The organism is Streptomyces daliensis, assembly GCF_054782395.1.
This window is the reverse complement of record NZ_BAAGSO010000086.1, coordinates 21,125-37,613: the sequence shown is the minus strand read 5'-3', so window position 1 is coordinate 37,613 and position 16,489 is coordinate 21,125. Positions and strand designations below refer to the sequence as shown.

15 protein-coding genes are annotated in these 16,489 nt (G+C 71.9%); 3 read left to right on the top strand and 12 right to left on the bottom strand.

Annotated elements, in window-relative coordinates; translation table 11 throughout:
* The first annotated feature begins 5 nt into the window (after positions 1-5).
* The gene (locus ACYVOO_RS18930) at positions 6-1,448 is read left to right on the top strand and encodes a glycosyltransferase (protein ID WP_461016814.1); all 1,443 of its coding nucleotides are present in this window, start codon (positions 6-8) and stop codon (positions 1,446-1,448) included.
* A gap of 110 nt (positions 1,449-1,558) precedes the next feature.
* Entirely contained in the window at positions 1,559-2,125 is a 567-nt protein-coding gene (locus ACYVOO_RS18925; protein ID WP_461016813.1) for a Uma2 family endonuclease, read from the top strand.
* Between the two features lie 39 nt (positions 2,126-2,164).
* Here the strand turns inward: ACYVOO_RS18925 and ACYVOO_RS18920 are convergent, their stop codons facing one another.
* From ACYVOO_RS18920 to ACYVOO_RS18880, 9 genes are all read right to left on the bottom strand, one after another.
* Complete coding sequence (locus ACYVOO_RS18920) at positions 2,165-3,496, bottom strand: NAD(P)/FAD-dependent oxidoreductase (RefSeq protein WP_461016812.1); 1,332 nt, start codon at positions 3,494-3,496, stop codon at positions 2,165-2,167.
* A 41-nt stretch (positions 3,497-3,537) separates the two neighbouring features.
* The gene (gene hppD / locus ACYVOO_RS18915) at positions 3,538-4,707 is read right to left on the bottom strand and encodes a 4-hydroxyphenylpyruvate dioxygenase (protein WP_461016811.1); all 1,170 of its coding nucleotides are present in this window, start codon (positions 4,705-4,707) and stop codon (positions 3,538-3,540) included.
* Between the two features lie 21 nt (positions 4,708-4,728).
* Positions 4,729-6,072, bottom strand: coding sequence for a cytochrome P450 (locus ACYVOO_RS18910; protein ID WP_461016810.1), 1,344 nt, complete (start codon positions 6,070-6,072; stop codon positions 4,729-4,731).
* Positions 6,069-7,241, bottom strand: a complete 1,173-nt coding sequence (locus ACYVOO_RS18905) for a tocopherol cyclase family protein (protein WP_461016809.1) — start codon at positions 7,239-7,241, stop codon at positions 6,069-6,071. The genes ACYVOO_RS18910 and ACYVOO_RS18905 overlap by 4 nt, the downstream gene beginning before the upstream one ends.
* Positions 7,238-8,257, bottom strand: coding sequence for a prenyltransferase (locus ACYVOO_RS18900; protein ID WP_461016808.1), 1,020 nt, complete (start codon positions 8,255-8,257; stop codon positions 7,238-7,240). Before ACYVOO_RS18900 ends, ACYVOO_RS18905 begins: the two co-directional genes overlap by 4 nt.
* A gap of 95 nt (positions 8,258-8,352) precedes the next feature.
* Entirely contained in the window at positions 8,353-9,483 is a 1,131-nt protein-coding gene (locus ACYVOO_RS18895) for a methyltransferase (protein ID WP_461016807.1), read from the bottom strand.
* 127 nt (positions 9,484-9,610) lie between these two features.
* Entirely contained in the window at positions 9,611-10,672 is a 1,062-nt protein-coding gene (locus tag ACYVOO_RS18890; RefSeq protein ID WP_461016806.1) for a methyltransferase, read from the bottom strand.
* Positions 10,673-10,822: 150 nt separating this feature from the next.
* The gene (locus ACYVOO_RS18885; protein WP_461016805.1) at positions 10,823-12,220 is read right to left on the bottom strand and encodes a hypothetical protein; all 1,398 of its coding nucleotides are present in this window, start codon (positions 12,218-12,220) and stop codon (positions 10,823-10,825) included.
* A 288-nt stretch (positions 12,221-12,508) separates the two neighbouring features.
* Positions 12,509-13,681 carry a hypothetical protein gene (locus ACYVOO_RS18880; protein ID WP_461016804.1) on the bottom strand — a complete coding sequence of 391 codons (1,173 nt, stop codon included), beginning with the start codon at positions 13,679-13,681 and terminating at the stop codon, positions 12,509-12,511.
* Between the two features lie 198 nt (positions 13,682-13,879).
* Here ACYVOO_RS18880 and ACYVOO_RS18875 point away from each other — a divergent pair, with 198 nt between their 5' ends.
* Positions 13,880-15,031 carry a cystathionine gamma-synthase gene (locus tag ACYVOO_RS18875; RefSeq protein ID WP_453347941.1) on the top strand — a complete coding sequence of 384 codons (1,152 nt, stop codon included), beginning with the start codon at positions 13,880-13,882 and terminating at the stop codon, positions 15,029-15,031.
* A 95-nt stretch (positions 15,032-15,126) separates the two neighbouring features.
* Here the strand turns inward: ACYVOO_RS18875 and ACYVOO_RS18870 are convergent, their stop codons facing one another.
* Genes ACYVOO_RS18870 through ACYVOO_RS18860 form a run of 3 tightly spaced genes read right to left on the bottom strand, consistent with a single transcriptional unit; the run spans position 15,127 to position 16,435 of the window.
* Positions 15,127-15,375 (bottom strand): hypothetical protein, encoded by a 249-nt coding sequence (locus tag ACYVOO_RS18870; protein WP_461016803.1) that lies wholly within the window; start codon positions 15,373-15,375, stop codon positions 15,127-15,129.
* A complete protein-coding gene (locus ACYVOO_RS18865) occupies positions 15,372-15,944 on the bottom strand; it encodes a sigma factor-like helix-turn-helix DNA-binding protein (RefSeq protein ID WP_461016802.1) in 573 nt (190 codons plus the stop codon). Before ACYVOO_RS18865 ends, ACYVOO_RS18870 begins: the two co-directional genes overlap by 4 nt.
* 44 nt (positions 15,945-15,988) lie before the next feature.
* Positions 15,989-16,435: a MarR family transcriptional regulator gene (locus ACYVOO_RS18860; protein ID WP_461016908.1), complete on the bottom strand. Its 447-nt coding sequence runs from the start codon at positions 16,433-16,435 to the stop codon at positions 15,989-15,991.
* Between the last annotated feature and the right edge of the window lie 54 nt (positions 16,436-16,489).

Here is a 16,489-nt window from a genome sequence, read left to right as displayed (position 1 = left end):
CAGGGGTGGCGCCGCTGCCGCGCGCCTGGCACGTGTCCTCCCTCTGGGCCGTCGTGCTGGGCGCGGTTCCGCTGTGCGCTTTCCTCGCGTGGGGCATCGCGCACGTCTACTCCACCGTCGCGGCGCTGGCCGGTGGCACCAGCGGCATGGCGGTGCCGTGGCTGGTGTCCTTCCTGCTGCTGTGGTGGGCGCCGCTGTCCTGGCTGGACCGCCCGAGGAAAGCCTCGGCCGACGAGCAGGCGGCGCTCGACCGGCTGCGGGTGACGGTGCAGGTCCCCGTCTACAACGAGGACCCCGACGCCCTGCGCGCCTGCCTCCACTCCGTCCTCGTCCAGTCCAGGCCGGTCGGCCGCGTCCGGGTCGTCGACGACGGCTCCGTCCACGCGGACGGCACCCCGATGACATACGACGACGTGCGCGCCGAACTCCTCGACCGCGCGCGGGCCCGCGGCGTGGACGTCACCTGGGACCGCACCCCCAACCGGGGCAAGCGGCACGCGCAGATGCATGTGCTGGCCACCGACGACGCCGATGTCTTCGTGACCCTGGACAGCGACTCCGTCCTCGACCCCGAGGCCGTCGCCGAGGGCCTGAAACCCTTCGCCGACCCGAAGGTCGCCTCCGTCGCCGGACAGGTCGTCGTCCTCAACCACGACACCAACACCCTGACCCGGATGACCAACCTCCTCTACCTCCCCTTCACCCGAGGGCTGCGCAGCGCCCAGTCCGTACTGGGCCGCGTCACCATCAACTCCGGCACGCTCGCCTTCTACCGCGCGGACATCGTCCGCGACGCCGCCGGGGTGTACGAGCACGAGACGTTCCGCGGCCGCCCCATGCAGATGAACGACGACTCGATGCTCACCTTCTACGGGCTCCTCGCCGGGGACGCCGTCCACCAGCCGTCCTCGCTGGTCTTCACCCTGGCCCCTGAGCGCTGGTCCCACTATCTGCGGCAGCAGATGCGCTGGATGCGCGGCACCACCGTCCGGCACCTGTGGTGGCTGCGGTACATGCCGCTGACCGGCATCGTCTTCTGGTCCACGATCGCCGAGTACGTCCACATGGCCCTCGGCATCGCGATCCCCGTCGCGGTCCTCGCCGACCCCGGCCTCCGCGCCCACGCGGGTGCCTTCGTCACGGCCGGGCTGCTCATCGGCGGCGCCATGAGCTACCTGATGGCCCTGCGCCTGTTCACCGTCCACCGCACCGACATGCGCCTCCGCCAGATGCTCCTGCTCTTCGCACTCGCACCGCTGGCCACGGCCTGGCGCGCGGTGGTCCTGCGCCCCCTGTACTTCTACGCGCTGGCCACCTGCCACCGCATCAGCCACTGGGGAACCCGCAGCCACGTCGAGGTCGCCCGGACCGGTGACACCACGCAGCCGGAAACGGCTCCCCCGACCACGCCGACGGCACACAGCCCGTCCGCGTCGACCGTGGCCTGACCGCGCCGCCTTCCGAACCGGGCGCCCCGGCAGCACGGAGCAGTAGGCTGAGCCCAGCGTCGCCGACCAGCAGCGGCGGACCTGTCAGGGCTCCTCGAAAGAGGGACACCATGACCGCCGAGATGGTGGTGCCCGCGTGGATGCACACACAGATCAGCGCGGAGCAGTACGACTCCTGGTCCGAGGAGCAGTGTGCGGGCATCGAGGTCGTGGACGGGATGGTCGTCGTGGGCCCGAGCGCGTCCAACCGGCACAACAGGCTGGCCCGGATCCTGGCCAATGCCCTGGACGCCGCCGCGGGCCCGGGCTGGAACGCCGACACGGACTTCGACGTCCGCCTCCAGGACGTGCCACTCACCAACCGGCGTCCGGACGTCACCGTCTACCGGGCGGAGACCATCGACCTCACGCCCACCCGCCCCGAACACGTACTCCTGGTCGTCGAGGTCGTGTCCCCCGGCTCGGAGACCACCGACCGGATCGTGAAGGTGGACCAGTACGCCAAGTCCGGCATCCCCTTCTACTGGCGGATCGAACAGGCCGTCACCGGTGTCCCCATCACCTACACCTACGTCCTCGACCCGGCCACCAAGGCCTACCGGGACGGCGAGATGTTCACCGGCGCGATCAAGGCTGCCGCGTCCTTCTCCGTCAGCGTGGACCTGGGAGCCCTTTGACGGTTCCCTGTCCGACAGCGCTGGAGCATGAGGGCGCCCTCACCCCCGCGCCGGTCCCCTGACCCGCCTCGCGGCCACCGCGCGGAGGACGGTGGGGCTCGCCAGGGAGGTGGGGGGTCGGGTGAGGGCGAAGACCTCGGCCAGGTGGCGGGCCAGGGCGGGGTCCGTCATCGCGGTGGACAGCAAGTGGTCCAGGAACCGGTGGGTCAGGGCGCTGAAGGGGCTGGTGTGGCCTGTGGTGTGGGGGAAGCGCCAGTCCTCGGTGCCGGAGATGGTCCAGGCGGGCCTGACGGCGCGGGCGAGGTCGCGGCGGATGCGGCGGTAGACGTTCGACCGGGGCTTCGGCGTGCGGAGCGCGTGCCGCAGGGCGAGCGCCTGCTGAACGGCGACGGACATGCCCTGCCCGTAGACGGGGTTCAGCGTGCAGAGCGCGTCGCCGAGGACGATCAGCCCGTCCGGCCAGTCCCGCCAGCGGTCGAACCGGTTCCAGCGGCTGGGCCCCGGGTGGAAGGTGCGGACGGAACCGGCGGGGGCGCCGCCGGGGGGCAGCGCGTCGCCCACCGCGGGGTCGCGCAGCCGGGACAGCGCCCGGGTGAACTCGTCGTCCGTGCGAGGCGCGGCGCACGGGCGCACCGTGCCGATACCGGCCTGGCGGGTGCCGTCCTCGGCGGGGACGAGAATGCTGAAGGTCAGCTCGTCGGGCGGCGCCGCCTGAAGGTGGACGACGTGCTTGGCGTGCTCATGGCCGGGCGTCGGCGGGTACGCGCGAACGGCGTAGCTGACGCCCGCGTCGATCTGCTGCGGAGGACGGCCCGTGTAGCCCGCCTGTCCGAGCCACTCCGGGGTGAGCGAGCGGCGGCCGCCCGCGTCGACGACGACGGCCGCCGGGATCTCCGTCGACGTGGTGGTGCCCCGCTCCCGAGCGAACACGGACCGCACCCGGCCCCCGGCGATACCCAGGCCCGTCGCGGCGGTGTGGTCGAGCACCGTGACACGACGATCGCGCAGCACCCGGGCGCGGACATGGTGGTCGAGCAGGGACCGTGAGCACGCGAGAGCCCCGAGTTCGGAGGAGGAAGAGGAGGACGAGAAGGACGGGAACCAGCCGAACGGGGTCAGGACGTGGACCTGCCGCGGTATCGAGACCGGGGCCGCGCCCGCGGCGGTCAGCTCCTGGATGATGCCCGGCAGCAGTGCGTCGAGGCCGCGGACACCGGCCGGGAGCAGCAGGTGGGGGAACCGGCCCTGGGGGATGCCGGGCCGCGGCCGTGGCGCGGTCGGCAGCCTGTCCCGCTCGACGAGCAGGACCTCGCCCGTGACGTCGGCGAGGCAGCCGACGGCGAGGCAGCCGGCCAGGCTCGCGCCGATCACGACTCCTGGCGGGCCGGACGAAGAATCCACGGGCAGGGGAATCACAGATTTCCCCGCCGGTCCTGCTCCCGCTCGACGGCTTCGAAGAGCGCCTTGAAGTTCCCCTTGCCGAATCCGGTGGCGCCGTTGCGTTCGATGAGTTCCAGGAACATCGTGGGGCGGTCGAGAAGGGGCGTGGTGAAGATCTGGAGCAGATAGCCCTCCTCGTCGCGGTCCACGAGAATTCCGCGGCTGCGCAACTCGGCCACCGGTACGCGGATGTCGCCGAACCTGTCGGCCAGCGCCGGATCGTCGTAGTACGCCGGTGGAATGGACAGGAAGGTGACGCCGCGCTCCCGCAGGATGTCGACGCTGGCCAGGATGTCCGGGGTGTTCAGGGCTATGTGCTGCACGCCCGGGCCGTGGTGGTACTCCAGGAATTCGTCGATCTGCGACCGCCGACGCCCTGGTGCCGCCTCGTTGAGCGGCAGCTTGATGCGGCCGGTGCCGTCGGCGACGACGGTGCTCATCAGCGCTGAGTATTCGGTGGAGATGTCGTCGCTGGTGAATTCGGCGAACGACGAGAATCCCAGCGCGGCCTCGTAGAACCGGATCCACTCGTCCAGTTCGCCCTGGGCGACGCAGCCCACGGTGTGGTCGATGTCCTCGAACACGGGTGGCGCCTGGGAGGGCAGCGGGCCGGTCCCGACGAAGCCGGGGAGGAATTCCCCCGGATAGCGGCTGCGGTCGACGAACGTGTGCCGCAGTTCCCCGTAGGTGCCGATCGCCGCTGTGCGTACGGTGCCGTGGTCGTCGGTGCGGTCGCGGGGTGCCTCGTAGGAGTGCGCGCCGTTCTCCGTCGCGTGGGCGTAGAGGCGGTCGACGTCGCGGGTGGCGAAGGCGATGTCGCTGACGCTGTCGCCGTGGGCCTGTACCCACGCGGCGGCGGCCGAGCCGGGCGCCGCTGGCCCGGTGACGAGCAGCCTGACGCGGCCCGCTTCGAGCAGGTACTCGGCGTGGTCGCGGTAGCCGTGCTCGGGGCCTCGGTAGGCGCGCAGGGTCATTCCGAAGGCCGTGCTGAGGAAGTGGGTCGTCTGGCGTGCGTTGCCGACCTGCATCCGGATGTGGTCGATACCGATGAGGGCCCCGTCGATGGTGGCGGTGCCCCCGCTCTCGGAAGGTCGGCTTCGGCTTGTGCTGGTCGGGGTCGTCGCGTCGGATGCTGACCGCATCGTGGGGATCCTCCTGCCGGATTACCAGGTGACGGGGATGGTGTGCAGCGCCTCGACCAGGGATGTCCGGTCCCATTCCAGCGCCGCCTCGTCCACGGCGAGGCGCAGGCCCGGCATGCGCCTGCTGACCGTGCCGAGGACGACGCGGAGTTCCTCACGGGCCAGGTGCGCGCCCAGGCAGTAGTGGGGCCCGAGGCCGAAGGACAGGTGGGGGTGGGGGTAGGAGCGTGCGCGGACGTCGGGGCTGACGTCAGGGGCGCCGGGGGCGCCGGGGGCGCCGGGCCCGTCGAGTCCGTTCGGCCCGTCGGAGGCGTCCGGGGCGTCGAGTCCGTCCGCTGTGCCGAACCGGCCGGAGTCGCGGTTGCCCGTGATCAGGCACGGGAACACCAGCGCACCGGCCGGAACGTCGGTCCCGCCCAGGCGGCAGGGCTCAGTGGCCATGCGCGCCAGCGTGAACTGGGTGGCCGGTGCCAGCCTCAGCAACTCGTCGACGAGCCTGTCCACCTGGCTCGGATCGGCCAGCGCCGCGTACCGCGCGGGCTCGCGCAGGGCGATGACGAGTGCCCGCCCCAGTGCCGACATGGTGGTCTCGTGGCCCAGGCTGACCAGGCTCGTCAGCGCGGTGACCAGTTCCACGTGGGTGAGGCGGCCCGCGTCGCGTGCCCGCGTCAGCTCGGTGGCCAGGTCCGGTGCGGGGTGCCGTCGCCGGTCCGCGGTCAACTCGTCCAGGAACGCGGTCAGTTCCGTGACGGCGGCCCCCGCCTCGTCGGGCCGTGTCTGGTCCAGGGCCGCGGCGGTGAGCGCGCGCACGTGGGGGTGTCGCGGGCGCGGCACCCCCACCACGTCGCATATCACGGTCAGCGGGAAGGGCAGCACGAGGTGCTCCACCAGGTCGGCCGGTGGCCCCTGTTCGACGAGCTGGTCGAGCAGTTCGTCGGCCAGCCGCTGGAGGGCTGGGCGGAGCGTCGCGACCCGCGCGCGGCTGAAGGCCGGGTTGAGGACGCGGCGCAACTGGGTGTGCTCGGGGGGATCACGGTCGAGCAGTTGCCCGCCCGTCTTCTCGAACCCTGTCACCGGCATGTCGGCCGCCGCGCGGCTGAACGTCGCGTCGGTCAGGACCCGGGCCACGTCGTCGTAGCCGGTCACGATGTACGACGGCGTCCCGGCGTCTGGTCCCTGTACGGGGCAGACCGGCTGCTCGCGGGGCAGGCAGGCCAGTTCGGGTGCGGGGTCGATGGGGCCGGTGCGGCGCAGCAGACCGGCCGCGGCAGCGGGGTCGGAGGAGTCAATGGGGTCGGTGGTGTGAGCGGTGTCGGCGGTGTCAGCGCTGTCGGAGGAGCCTGAGAGGTCGGAGAGGTAGGTCATGGCGAGATCTCCTCGGGTCGGCGGGGCACGCCCGGCTCCGGGCCGGTCGCCCGGCCGGTCGCCCGGCCGGTCGTCTGGCCGGTCATCTGGCCGGTCATCTGGCCGGTCATCTGGCCGGTCATCTGGCCGGTCATCTGGCCCGACTCCTGACCGGCCAGGGTGGTCTCCGTGTCGAGCAGCGTCCGGTCACCCCGGCGGACGCGGAGCCGGAGCGTGCTGCGCAGGGCCTGTGGCGCGGTGACCAGCGCGCGCCCGGCGGGCGCCGGGAGCGGCATCGGCAGCGGCGGCTCCGTCAGACGCCCGTCGAGCTGGATGCGACAGCGGGCGCCCCGCAGGGTCATGCGCCATCCGGTGCTGTCCTCCTGGCGCGTGGCGCGGTTGGCCAGCGCGGGCACGTGCCAGCCCGCGTCGCCGAGGCGGATCACGCAGGAGGCCAGTACGGCGGACCCGGCCAGCGGCACGGGCGTGGCGACGTAGGCGAGGCAGAGGTCGCCGTGGGGAAAGCCGTGGGCCTGCCCCCACCAGGACCGCGCGGGGAACCCCCGGCCCCACGCCTTCTCGGTGTAGACCTGGGCACCCGTCAGCACCGTCGCCTCATGTGTCCCGGCTGCCCCGGCTGTCTCTGCTGCGACCGTCAACTGTCCGCTGACCCGGCCTTGCAGCAGGTAGGGGTGCCAGTAGGTGCGCAGCAGGGGAAGCAGCGCTGCGACGCCGTTGGGGGGCGGCGCCGCGCGCGGCCAGGTCACGGTCGGGCTGATGTGCGCGTCCAGGCGGGCGTCCGGGAACGCCACGGACAGGTGCCCATCGCGGTAGCTCAGCAGGTCACCGGCCGACACGGCGAAGGCGTCCGGGTCCGCGTGGCCGCCCTGCGTGGTCGCGTGGCGCAGCAGGGCACCCGGCTCCCTGGCCAGCACGACGGAGGACCAGGTGCCGTGCCTGTCTCGGTTCACCGTGCAGCCGACGGTGACGACCTGGCGCCGGCCGGGGAGGGTGAACCGCCACAGGTAGCCCTCGGTCGGCACGCCGTGTGCGGGCATCGGATCACCGCCGGGCCAGTCGGCACCGGTGCGACGCCAGATGCGGCGCGAGGCGCTGCGCACGGCAAGGCGCCGGGTGCTGCGCACGGCAGGGCGCGGAGTGCTGTACGGGTGGGCCACGTTGACGATCACGTCGCGCCCACCCCCGTCGCGGACCGACGGTCCCGGCGGGTCGCCCGGCGAGACCGCCCGACGGTCGCCGGTACGGTCCGGGCCAGCCACGCGCCGAACAGCGCGATCGTCGCCGTCGCCACCACGAGCCACGGCCCCGGAGCCCCCCGGCCGAGGAACGCGGTGACGGTCATGCCGACGATCACCGCGCAGGACGTGGCGGGCAGGAGCATGGAGGACCAGAACGTGACCAGTTCGGCACCGCGCTGATCGCCGAGGACCCCGGTGCGCAGGCGCGACGCCACCCAGACGGGGATCGGCAGCGTCGCCAGCAGCGCTCCGCCCGTGACCGGGGGCAGCGTGCCGGTCACGGTGACCACCGCGACGGCCGCGTAGACGAGCGCGTTCCCTCCGGCGTAGGCACGGGTGACGTTCGACGGGCCGAGCACACCGGCCAGCGTGGTCTTGCCGACCCGCTGATCGCCTGGGATGTCGGGCAGGTTCATGATCAGGCAGCGCAGCAGTTGAAGCGCGAAGACGACGCCGAGGTAGGCGAACAGCTCCGGGGTGACGGGCGTGGACTGGGCCAGGAAGGCCAGGAGCGGTACGAGTGCGTAGAGGACGGTCGCGCACGCGACCTCACCGAGTGCGCGGTAGTTCAGCCGTACAGGCGGGGCCGTGTAGAACCAGGACACGGCGAGGACGGCGACCGCGACGAGGCGCTGCCCGGCCGTGGGCAGGGCCATCGCCGTGCACAGGGCGCAGAACAGCAGGACGAAGGCAGCGGACAGGCTGACCCGCGGGGGCAGGAGCCCGTCGACGAGGACTCGGCTGCCGCCCGTCCAGGAGGTGGGTGACGGGTTCGCGCGGTCGGCGTCCAGATCGAAGAACTCGTTGCAGTAGTGGGTCATGAGATGACCCAGCCAGGCGAACAGCAGAACCAGCAGATACATACGCGGGCTGAACCCGCCGGACGCCGCCACCGCGACGGCGGTCCCGGCCCCCACCACGCTGGAACTCTGTAACAGGAACTTCACCCGCCCGAGCCGCACCATCGCCCTGAGCCTCCCCGGCTCCCGGACACCGGAACTCCGCGCGGGTCCGGCGCGACCGGGACTGTGCGGTGTGGCTGTCATGGCCGGGGCCCGGCCTGTCGCTGTCGCTTCGTCGCGACGATGACGCCGTGCGGGGTCCAGCCGTCGCCTGAGACACGGCGCATCTCGGTGAACCCGGCAGCGCGCAGGCACTGTTCGTGCTGCGCCCAGGAGTAGATCATGCCGCCTTCGGCAGGCATCGACGCGAAATAGGCGCTGTCGAGCGCGGCGAACAGCGGTCCGTCGCCCTCATCGTGCGACATGGAGTTGAGGATCACCAACTGCCCCCCGTCCGCCAGCGCGTCATACGCTTTGGACAGCAGGGTGACGTTCTCCTCCAGTGTCCAGATGACCAGTTGGTGGGCGAAGAGGACGCAGTCGGCCCCCGTGGGCCAGTCCGCTGTGAACATGTCGCATTCGTGGACGCTGACGCGGTCGGAGTGGGGCGACTCCGCGACGGCCGCCGCCGCGTAGGGGGCGGCCTCCGGGATTTCCAGGATCGTCACCTGGAGTTCCGGATGCATGGCGGCGAGGGCGAGGGCGTTGACCGCGTCACCGCCACCGCAGTCCAGCAGTGTGCGGGCTCCTCCGAGATTGATCTTGGCCAGGTGCTCGTGGGCCAGCTCCGACCAGGAACGCATATAGCGGTAGAAGACCTCCTGGAGCCGCGGGTTCTCCGCGAGCCGCCGGTAGAGGCTGTTCCCCTCACCCGGGATACGGCGGATTCCCTCGTTGGTGTTGCTCCGCAGCGAGCCGAGGAGATCCCGCTGCCCCTCGGACACGATCTCGTGCTCGAAGGCGACCACATCGGTGAAGTGCTTCCACTGGCCGTTCTCGACGATTTCCGTGATCAGGGGTGTGACGGTGTAGCGCTCATCACGCTTGGTCAGCAGGCCGAGGGACGTCGTCCCCAGCAGAAGAATGTCCATCGCCCGGTCGGCGAGCCCCAGTTCCCTCTTGATTTCCGCACGGTCCAGCGCCGGACGCCGGACGAGCAGCTCGAAAAGGCCGAGTTCGCAGGACACGTGCAGATACTGGAATGCCGCGTGCCCCATCAGCAGCAGTGCAAGCCGGTCGTTGGTCAGTGTCGGCTGCGAGGCTTCGTGCAGCGACGGGAGTTCAGCGGGCTCACGGGAAGCGAAGGTGTCGGCGATCGGGAGTGCGTTCATGGCATACCACTTTCAGGAGAGGGGGGAATTCGCGGTGAGCCTGAGACCGGGGCAGGCCAGAAAAGGCCAGGGCGGGCCGGGGCAGGTCAGAAAGGGCCGGAGCAGACCGCAGCAAGCCGGATTCCGGTCATCTCGGCTTACGGGCCACCATCGCCCCGTTGGCGCCCATGGCGTCAAAACGCATCACCCGCGCCTCGCGGAATCCGGCGTCCGTCAGCCAGTCCGCGTACTCCGCCTCCGAGTAGTTCTGGCCGCCCACGGTCTCGACGATCATGTTCATACCCATCAGAGCCGCGGCGGGCGGCCCGGTGCGCTCCGGATTGAGCAGCCACTCGACGACGAGGACGACGCCGCCGGGTTCCAGCGCCTCCCAGCATTTCCGGAGCAGGGCTCGTCCGGTGCTCTCGTCCCAGTCGTGCAGGATCATGCTGAGCACGGCGACATCGTGCCCGGCAGGCAAGGGTTCGTCGGCCAGGAAATCCCCGGCCACAGTGTCGATCGCACCGTCCAGCCCGGCCTGCCGGATCTTCTCCGCGGCGATGGGGCACACATGGGGGAGGTCGAAAACGGTGGCGGAGAGACCGGGGTACGTGGCGCACACTTCCAGGGGAAAGGCGCCGGAACCGCCGCCGATATCCAGCAGTCTCCGGTGCCCGCCGAAGTCGTATGTGCCGGCGAGGACCTGCGCGGTCGAGGTGGAGAGGGAGTGCATCGCCTCCCAGAAAAGCTCCATCATCACCGGGTCCTCGGCCGAGAAGATCGACTCCTGGTTTTCCGGGTCCCAGGTCAGCGGCCGGTTCTCGCGCAACGCGGTGGTCAGGTCGTGCCACGCCGGATACTCCCGGTGACTCAGAAACCGTACGTAGCCGCCGAAGAACCTCGGCCGTCCCGCCACGAGTAACTCCTCCGCCACAGCGGAGTTCCGGTATCCGTCGCCCTCCTTTTCGAGGAGTCCCAGCGACGCGCACGCAGCGAGGAACATGTCGGCGGGCCGCCCGTGAATGCCCAGTTCCTCGGCGACTTCCTTGACCGTGGCCTGCCGACCGTCACGCAGAAAGGTGAAGAGTTCCAGCTCCACCGCGGCGGCCAGGGTCTTGAACGCCCAGAACGAACTGGCGAGCTGCATCAGCGGACCCGGCGCCGCCGCCCTTTCTGTCGTCCCGCTTTTCCCTCGTCCAAGCCGTCCCATTGCCACCAACCGTCCGATCCGGGGGCGATCTCAGCAGCCATTAGACGTTCCGGTCGGCGGCGTGGGAATGCCTTCTGAGGGCCCGCCGCGTGCACGCACTGCATACTTGTGAAGTTGTGAAATACCGCAGGATTCCACAGGTATCAGGGGTCAGGAGTCAGGCAAAGTGGCGACGAGTGATGAGGGCGGGAACGCGGGAGCGCGGGTGAGGAGTTCGACGGCGGTCGGATGGTTCCGGTGTGGAGCGAGAAGGCGTCGCATCAGATGCAGGCGATGGACGACGCGAGCGGAGTAAAGGGCCGGGGAGAGGTCGCAGAAGGCTTGCCAGTGCGTGAGCGCACGGTCGAGCTGGCCCAGCCGGAACAGGGTTTCACCGAGGCGGGCCCGAGTGAGCGCGGAGGCCAGACGTTCCTCGGAGGCGCGGTTGCCCAGTGAGGCGAGCAGCGCACGGGTGGCACCCCGGGAATCCCCGATCGTGGCGAGCATCTCGGCGCGCTGGTAATGCAGTCCGCCTATGGGATAGCTGGTGAACGGGCCCGAGGGCGCCGTGCTGGTGTAGAGGCGTTCCGCACGGGTGAAGGTGGCCAGGGCGCTTCGGCGGTCGTGGTGGGCCTGCATGACCGCGAGCTGGGTCAGGGTGTAGGCCCTGGCCGGAGGCGGGGCGTGCCGGGCCATGCGGGTGGCGTGTTCTGCCAGGTGCAGCACCTCGGGCGTGTGGTGACCGAGGTCGTGGGCGTGGCTGGCCATGGTGCGCAGAGCGATCGCGAGGGTGGTCTCGTCGTCGGCGTCGTCCGCGAGACGGGCCGCCGTGTGGTGGTAGTGCTGCGCCGACGCGTCGTCTCCCCCGTCGACGCAAGTGTTCCCGAGCAGCAGGACGAGCTGCGCCGTCGCAGCCATGAGCCGAGGGTGCGCTTCCGTCGCCGACCATGTCCTGAGCAAGGGCGTCGCGGTGTGCGCGAGGTAGGCGGCGAGCGAGCTGCGGACAGGGGGGCCGCCGTGCTGGGCGACCGCAGCGGCGTACATCCGCGTCATGGCGTCGAGCTGCTCCACCGCCGCCTGTCCGGCGCCCCGGCGCTCGCGTTCCCCAGCTGTCCGGTCCCCTCGGGTCTCTCGGGCCCCTCGGTGTGCCAGGCGTGGGGCACATGCGGTGGAGGGGTCGAGCGCGGCGTAGCTGAATGTTCCGGAACTCAGTAGACGGCGCTGCTCGGCGTCGAGTTCCGCGCTCGTGAGCCAGGAGAGCTTCCGCAGGGGGTCACTCCCCCAGGAGAGGTCGAGTACGGGCGCCGGCGCGCGGGTCAGCCCCGCCTCGCGCGCGGTGACGGGTCGCCGGAGCCTGCGGGAGAGCGCTTCGAGCAGGTACGTCGCGGCCTGCGGATGAGGCTGGGTGCCGCCGAACCACCGGGATACGGTGGAGGGGTCGCAGGTGAACTCCCCGCTGTGCTTGTCGTGCTCGGCGGCCACGCGCCGCACGGCGCGGGAGACCTGGGCCGCCCCCCACCCCGCCTCGTCGACGAGCTGCCGCAGCGCCCTGTTGGGAACCTTCGACACGTACCCCTCCGCACAGCCACGGACCGGCCACGGATCGGCCACAGACCGGCACAGACCGCCTGCGGACCGATGAGACCGATGAGACCGGCGAGATCGACGGCACCGATGAGACGCGTGCGACCAGCGAGACCGGCCCTCACGGGCGCATAAATGCGCCCGGCCCGCAGCGTGTACCCGGCTTCACGCCATGCAAGACCGACCGTGCGCGCGGCGTGCCCGTCTCTCGGTGCACTCACATTTCCGCGCCGCGAAAGCGCCACCCGCGCACCGAGGGGCGCGGGGGCGCGGTCAGAACGCCGGGGGCTGCTGCGCCGGCGCCCCGCCCGTCGCCTCCCAGCCCGCGACCGCCAGCGCCCGGTACGCCGCGTACTCCGCCGCCGGGCTGCCCGAGTCCACCCACGGCAGCGCGCCCACATACCCGTCGACGGCGTGCAGCGCCTCCATCGCCTCCTGGTACCGCTCGGCGCGCACCAGGAAGCAGACCAGCAGGTGCAGGACGTGCGGCCGTACGGGGTGGTCGTCCTCGACCTGGTCGACGGCGAACTCCGCCGCCTCGATGGCCCGCTCGATCTCCGCACTCTGGTAGAGGCCGCGCACCATGTTGACCTCGGGCAGGTGCTCGTACATCGCGAACAGCGGCAGCGCGGGCAGCAGCGTGCCCTCGGGCGCCTGCGCCGCGGCGGTCTGCGCGAAGGCGTCCGCGTCGGCCCGGGACCCGCTCCACTTCGCCGACCAGTAGGGCAGCGCGGCCAGGTGCGCGCCCATGTGGTGCGGCGCGTGGCGCCGGACCGTGGACCACAGCGACTCGAAGTCGGCCCGCCGGTAGCTCAGGTGCCGGGCGATGAACAGCTCGGTGATGAAGGGGGTCGGGTCGGCGGGGGCGAGGGCCGCCGCCTCGTGGCAGACGTTGCGGGCCTCCTCCAGGACGATGCGGTGGTCGGCCGAGGAGGGGTCGGCCAGCGCCTGCCACACCAGGAACTGCGCGTACACCTGCGCGCCGCCCGGGTCCTGGGGCTCCCGCGTACGCCACTCGCGCAGCCAGCGCGCGTCCCGCACACCGGGGCCCTTGCTGAACGAGACACCGCCGCCCGCACCCGCGTCACCTGTGCCGCCGCCCGCCGCCCGCGACTGCGCCAGCTCCATCGCGGCGGCCCCCGCCAGCGACTGCACCCGCTGCCAGCGCAGCTCCCACTCGTCCCCGGTGAAGGCGAGGAGCCGCGCGACCGGCTGCCAGTCCTGGGACCGCTGGGTCTCCTCCAGCGCGTCGACCAGCTCGCGGTCGGGCCCCGGCAGCCGTACGTCGAGCTGCTCGACGGGCACGAAGCCGTGACCCGAGGTCGGGTCGGACGCCTGGAGCAGGCCCCGCGATCCCTCCCGCTGGAGCCTGCGGCGGCGCATGGCCGGAACGATCACGACACCGACGACTGCGGCGAGAACGATCAGCAGAAGGAGGGCTTCCATGACGGTGGTTCTCCCTGATGGGGGCGCTGTACGGGCGGATACGGGACGGAAGCGGACGTTTACGGGGCCGTATACGGGGACGTAGAGGGAACGGATACGGGGGCGCACACGTGCCCCGTGCCCCGCCCGCGTACGACGGCGGCGCGGATCGGACGCGCGCGGCCTGTCTCCACCGTACGGCGCATTAGTCTCGGGCCCATGAGCCACCAGAGCTTCGAGAACTTCGAAACCCTCGCGATCCACGCCGGTCAGGCGGCCGATCCCGCGACAGGCGCGGTCGTACCGCCCATCTACCAGGTGTCCACCTACAAACAGGACGGGGTAGGCGGGCTGCGCGGCGGCTACGAGTACAGCCGCTCGGCGAACCCGACACGCACAGCCCTGGAAGAGAACCTGGCCGCGCTGGAGGGCGGGCGGCGCGGGTTCGCCTTCGCCTCCGGCATGGCCGCCGAGGACTGCCTCCTGCGTACGCTGCTCGTCCCCGGTGACCACGTGGTCATCCCGAACGACGCGTACGGCGGCACCTTCCGCCTCTTCGCCAAGGTCGCCGAGCGGTGGGGCGTCGAGTGGTCCGTCGCCGACTCCGCCGACCCCGCCGCCGTACGGGCCGCGCTCCGCGACCGTACGAAGGCCGTCTGGGTCGAGACCCCCTCCAACCCGCTGCTGGGCATCACCGACATCGCCGCCGTCGCGGACGTCGCCCGCGAGGCCGGGGCCCGCCTCGTGGTGGACAACACCTTCGCGAGCCCCTACCTCCAGCAGCCACTCGCACTGGGCGCCGACGTCGTCGTCCACTCGACGACGAAGTACATGGGCGGCCACTCGGACGTGGTGGGCGGCGCCCTCGTCGTGAACGACGAGGCGCTGGCCTCCGACATCGCCTTCCACCAGAACGCCATGGGCGCGGTCGCGGGGCCCTTCGACGCCTGGCTGGTGCTGCGCGGCATCAAGACCCTGGCGGTACGGATGGACCGGCACAGCGCGAACGCGACCCGCGTCGCCGAGATGCTGCGGGCCCACCCGAAGGTGTCCCAGGTCTACTACCCGGGCCTGCCTTCGCACCCGGGCCACGAGACGGCGGCCAAGCAGATGCGGGCCTTCGGCGGCATGGTCTCCTTCCGCGTCTCGGCGGGCGAGGAAGCGGCGGTGCGCGTCTGCGACAACGCCGAGCTCTTCACGCTGGGCGAGTCGCTGGGCGGCGTCGAGTCCCTGATCGAGCACCCGGGCCGGATGACGCACGCCTCGGCCGCCGGCTCGGCCCTGGAGGTCCCGGCCGACCTGGTCCGCCTCTCCGTCGGCCTCGAATCGGCCGACGACCTCCTGACGGACCTGTCCCAGGCCCTGGCCTGACGGATCCGGTGACGGACCCGGCCTGACGGCTGCCCGTACGGAACGACCCCGTACGGGCGGCCCACCCGTCACCGAGCCCGTACCCGTACCGCCCGTCACCAGCCCAGCGGCGGCGTCGTGCGCGAGGGAGGGGCCGTCCAGGGCTCGGCCAGCAGCGCCCAGAAGGTGAAGGCGAGCAGCGCGCCCAGCAGCACAGCCCACGTCACGAGCAGCACCACCTGCCGCCGCCGCAGCAGGCGCTCGCCCCGGACGAGGGCGCGCTCGGCCAGGTCTGGCGGCACCGGCAGCGGGCCGCCGTCGAGCAGCCGCCGTACCTCGGTCTCCTTGCGGTCGGGCAGCCTCATGCCACGCCCTCCACATCACGTCCGGCGCCGTGCCCACGCTCCTCGGCGGCGCCCCCGGCCCCGTCCGCCCCGGGCCCCCGGTCGGGCGGACGCCTCCGCACCGTGCCGTCGCCAGGTCCAGCGCCCGCCGCCGGCCGGCCGCTCAGCAGCGTCGCCATCCCCCGCGTGCACAGCACCCGCACCCGCTCCACGGGAAGCCCGAGCCCTGCCGCCGTCTGCTCCTCCGCCACGCCCTCGTGCAGCCTGAGCACCACGACGAGGCGCTCCTGCGGGGGCAGCACACCGAGGAGGCCGCCGCGCGCGCGTCGGTAGCGCCAGGCGCCGTGCGCGAAGCGGGCGGCGAGTTCCTGACGGGTGCGGTCGTACGGGTCCTCGCCACGGAGGCGGTCCCAGTCCGCGTACGTGTGCGCGAGCGCGGCGACGAGCAGCCGCTCCGCCTCGGGCGCGGCCCCGGAGGGCTCGCCCGTGAGCAGCGTGGCGGCACGCAGCAGCCGGCCTGCCGCACCCGCGACGAATGCCTCGAACTCCCGGGCTCGGCGGCGCTCTTGTCGTGCCCGCCGCTCTCGCACTGCGCGCCTCCTCCGCCCATAGGACGGCAGGCGCGCTGATCAAATCAAGAGGCGGGCGTACCCGGGGTGGTCGACGGGTGGATGCCCAGCAGCGAGGTGTTGAAGCGGGTGAGCAGGGTGCAGAAGGACTCCCGCTCCTCCTCGCTCCACTCCTCCGTCAGCAGCGCCATCAGATCGCGCCGCGAGGCGCGCACCTGCTCCAGACGGACCGCGCCACGGGGCGAGAGCTGGAGGACGACGGCGCGGCCGTCCTCGGGGTGCGAGGTGCGCTTGACCAGGCCCGAGTCGACCAGGGGCGCGACCTGGCGGGTGACGGTGGAGGAGTCGATGCCCATCCCGGCCGCGAGCGCCTTGACGCCCATCGGGCCTTCCTGGTCGAGCCTGTTGAGGAGCAGATACGCCGCGCGGTCCATGGAGTTGCGGGCCTGGCCGACCCCGCCGAGGCGGGTCTGCTCGGCACGCCTCGCGAAGACCGCGACCTGGTGCTGCATCGCGTCGAGGACGGGGCCGCCCGCGTGCTCCTCGCCCGTCGCGGCCGTGCCGCG

Coding starts and splice junctions, on each gene's coding strand:
- ACYVOO_RS18925 (WP_461016813.1), top strand. CDS start 1,559: ATGACCGCCGAGATGGTGGTGCCCGCGTGGATGCACACACAGATCAGC.
- hppD (WP_461016811.1), bottom strand. CDS start 4,707: ATGCGGTCAGCATCCGACGCGACGACCCCGACCAGCACAAGCCGAAGC.
- ACYVOO_RS18910 (WP_461016810.1), bottom strand. CDS start 6,072: ATGACCTACCTCTCCGACCTCTCAGGCTCCTCCGACAGCGCTGACACC.
- ACYVOO_RS18895 (WP_461016807.1), bottom strand. CDS start 9,483: ATGAACGCACTCCCGATCGCCGACACCTTCGCTTCCCGTGAGCCCGCT.
- ACYVOO_RS18890 (WP_461016806.1), bottom strand. CDS start 10,672: ATGGGACGGCTTGGACGAGGGAAAAGCGGGACGACAGAAAGGGCGGCG.
- ACYVOO_RS18880 (WP_461016804.1), bottom strand. CDS start 13,681: ATGGAAGCCCTCCTTCTGCTGATCGTTCTCGCCGCAGTCGTCGGTGTC.
- ACYVOO_RS18875 (WP_453347941.1), top strand. CDS start 13,880: ATGAGCCACCAGAGCTTCGAGAACTTCGAAACCCTCGCGATCCACGCC.
- ACYVOO_RS18870 (WP_461016803.1), bottom strand. CDS start 15,375: ATGAGGCTGCCCGACCGCAAGGAGACCGAGGTACGGCGGCTGCTCGAC.
- ACYVOO_RS18860 (WP_461016908.1), bottom strand. CDS start 16,435: ATGCAGCACCAGGTCGCGGTCTTCGCGAGGCGTGCCGAGCAGACCCGC.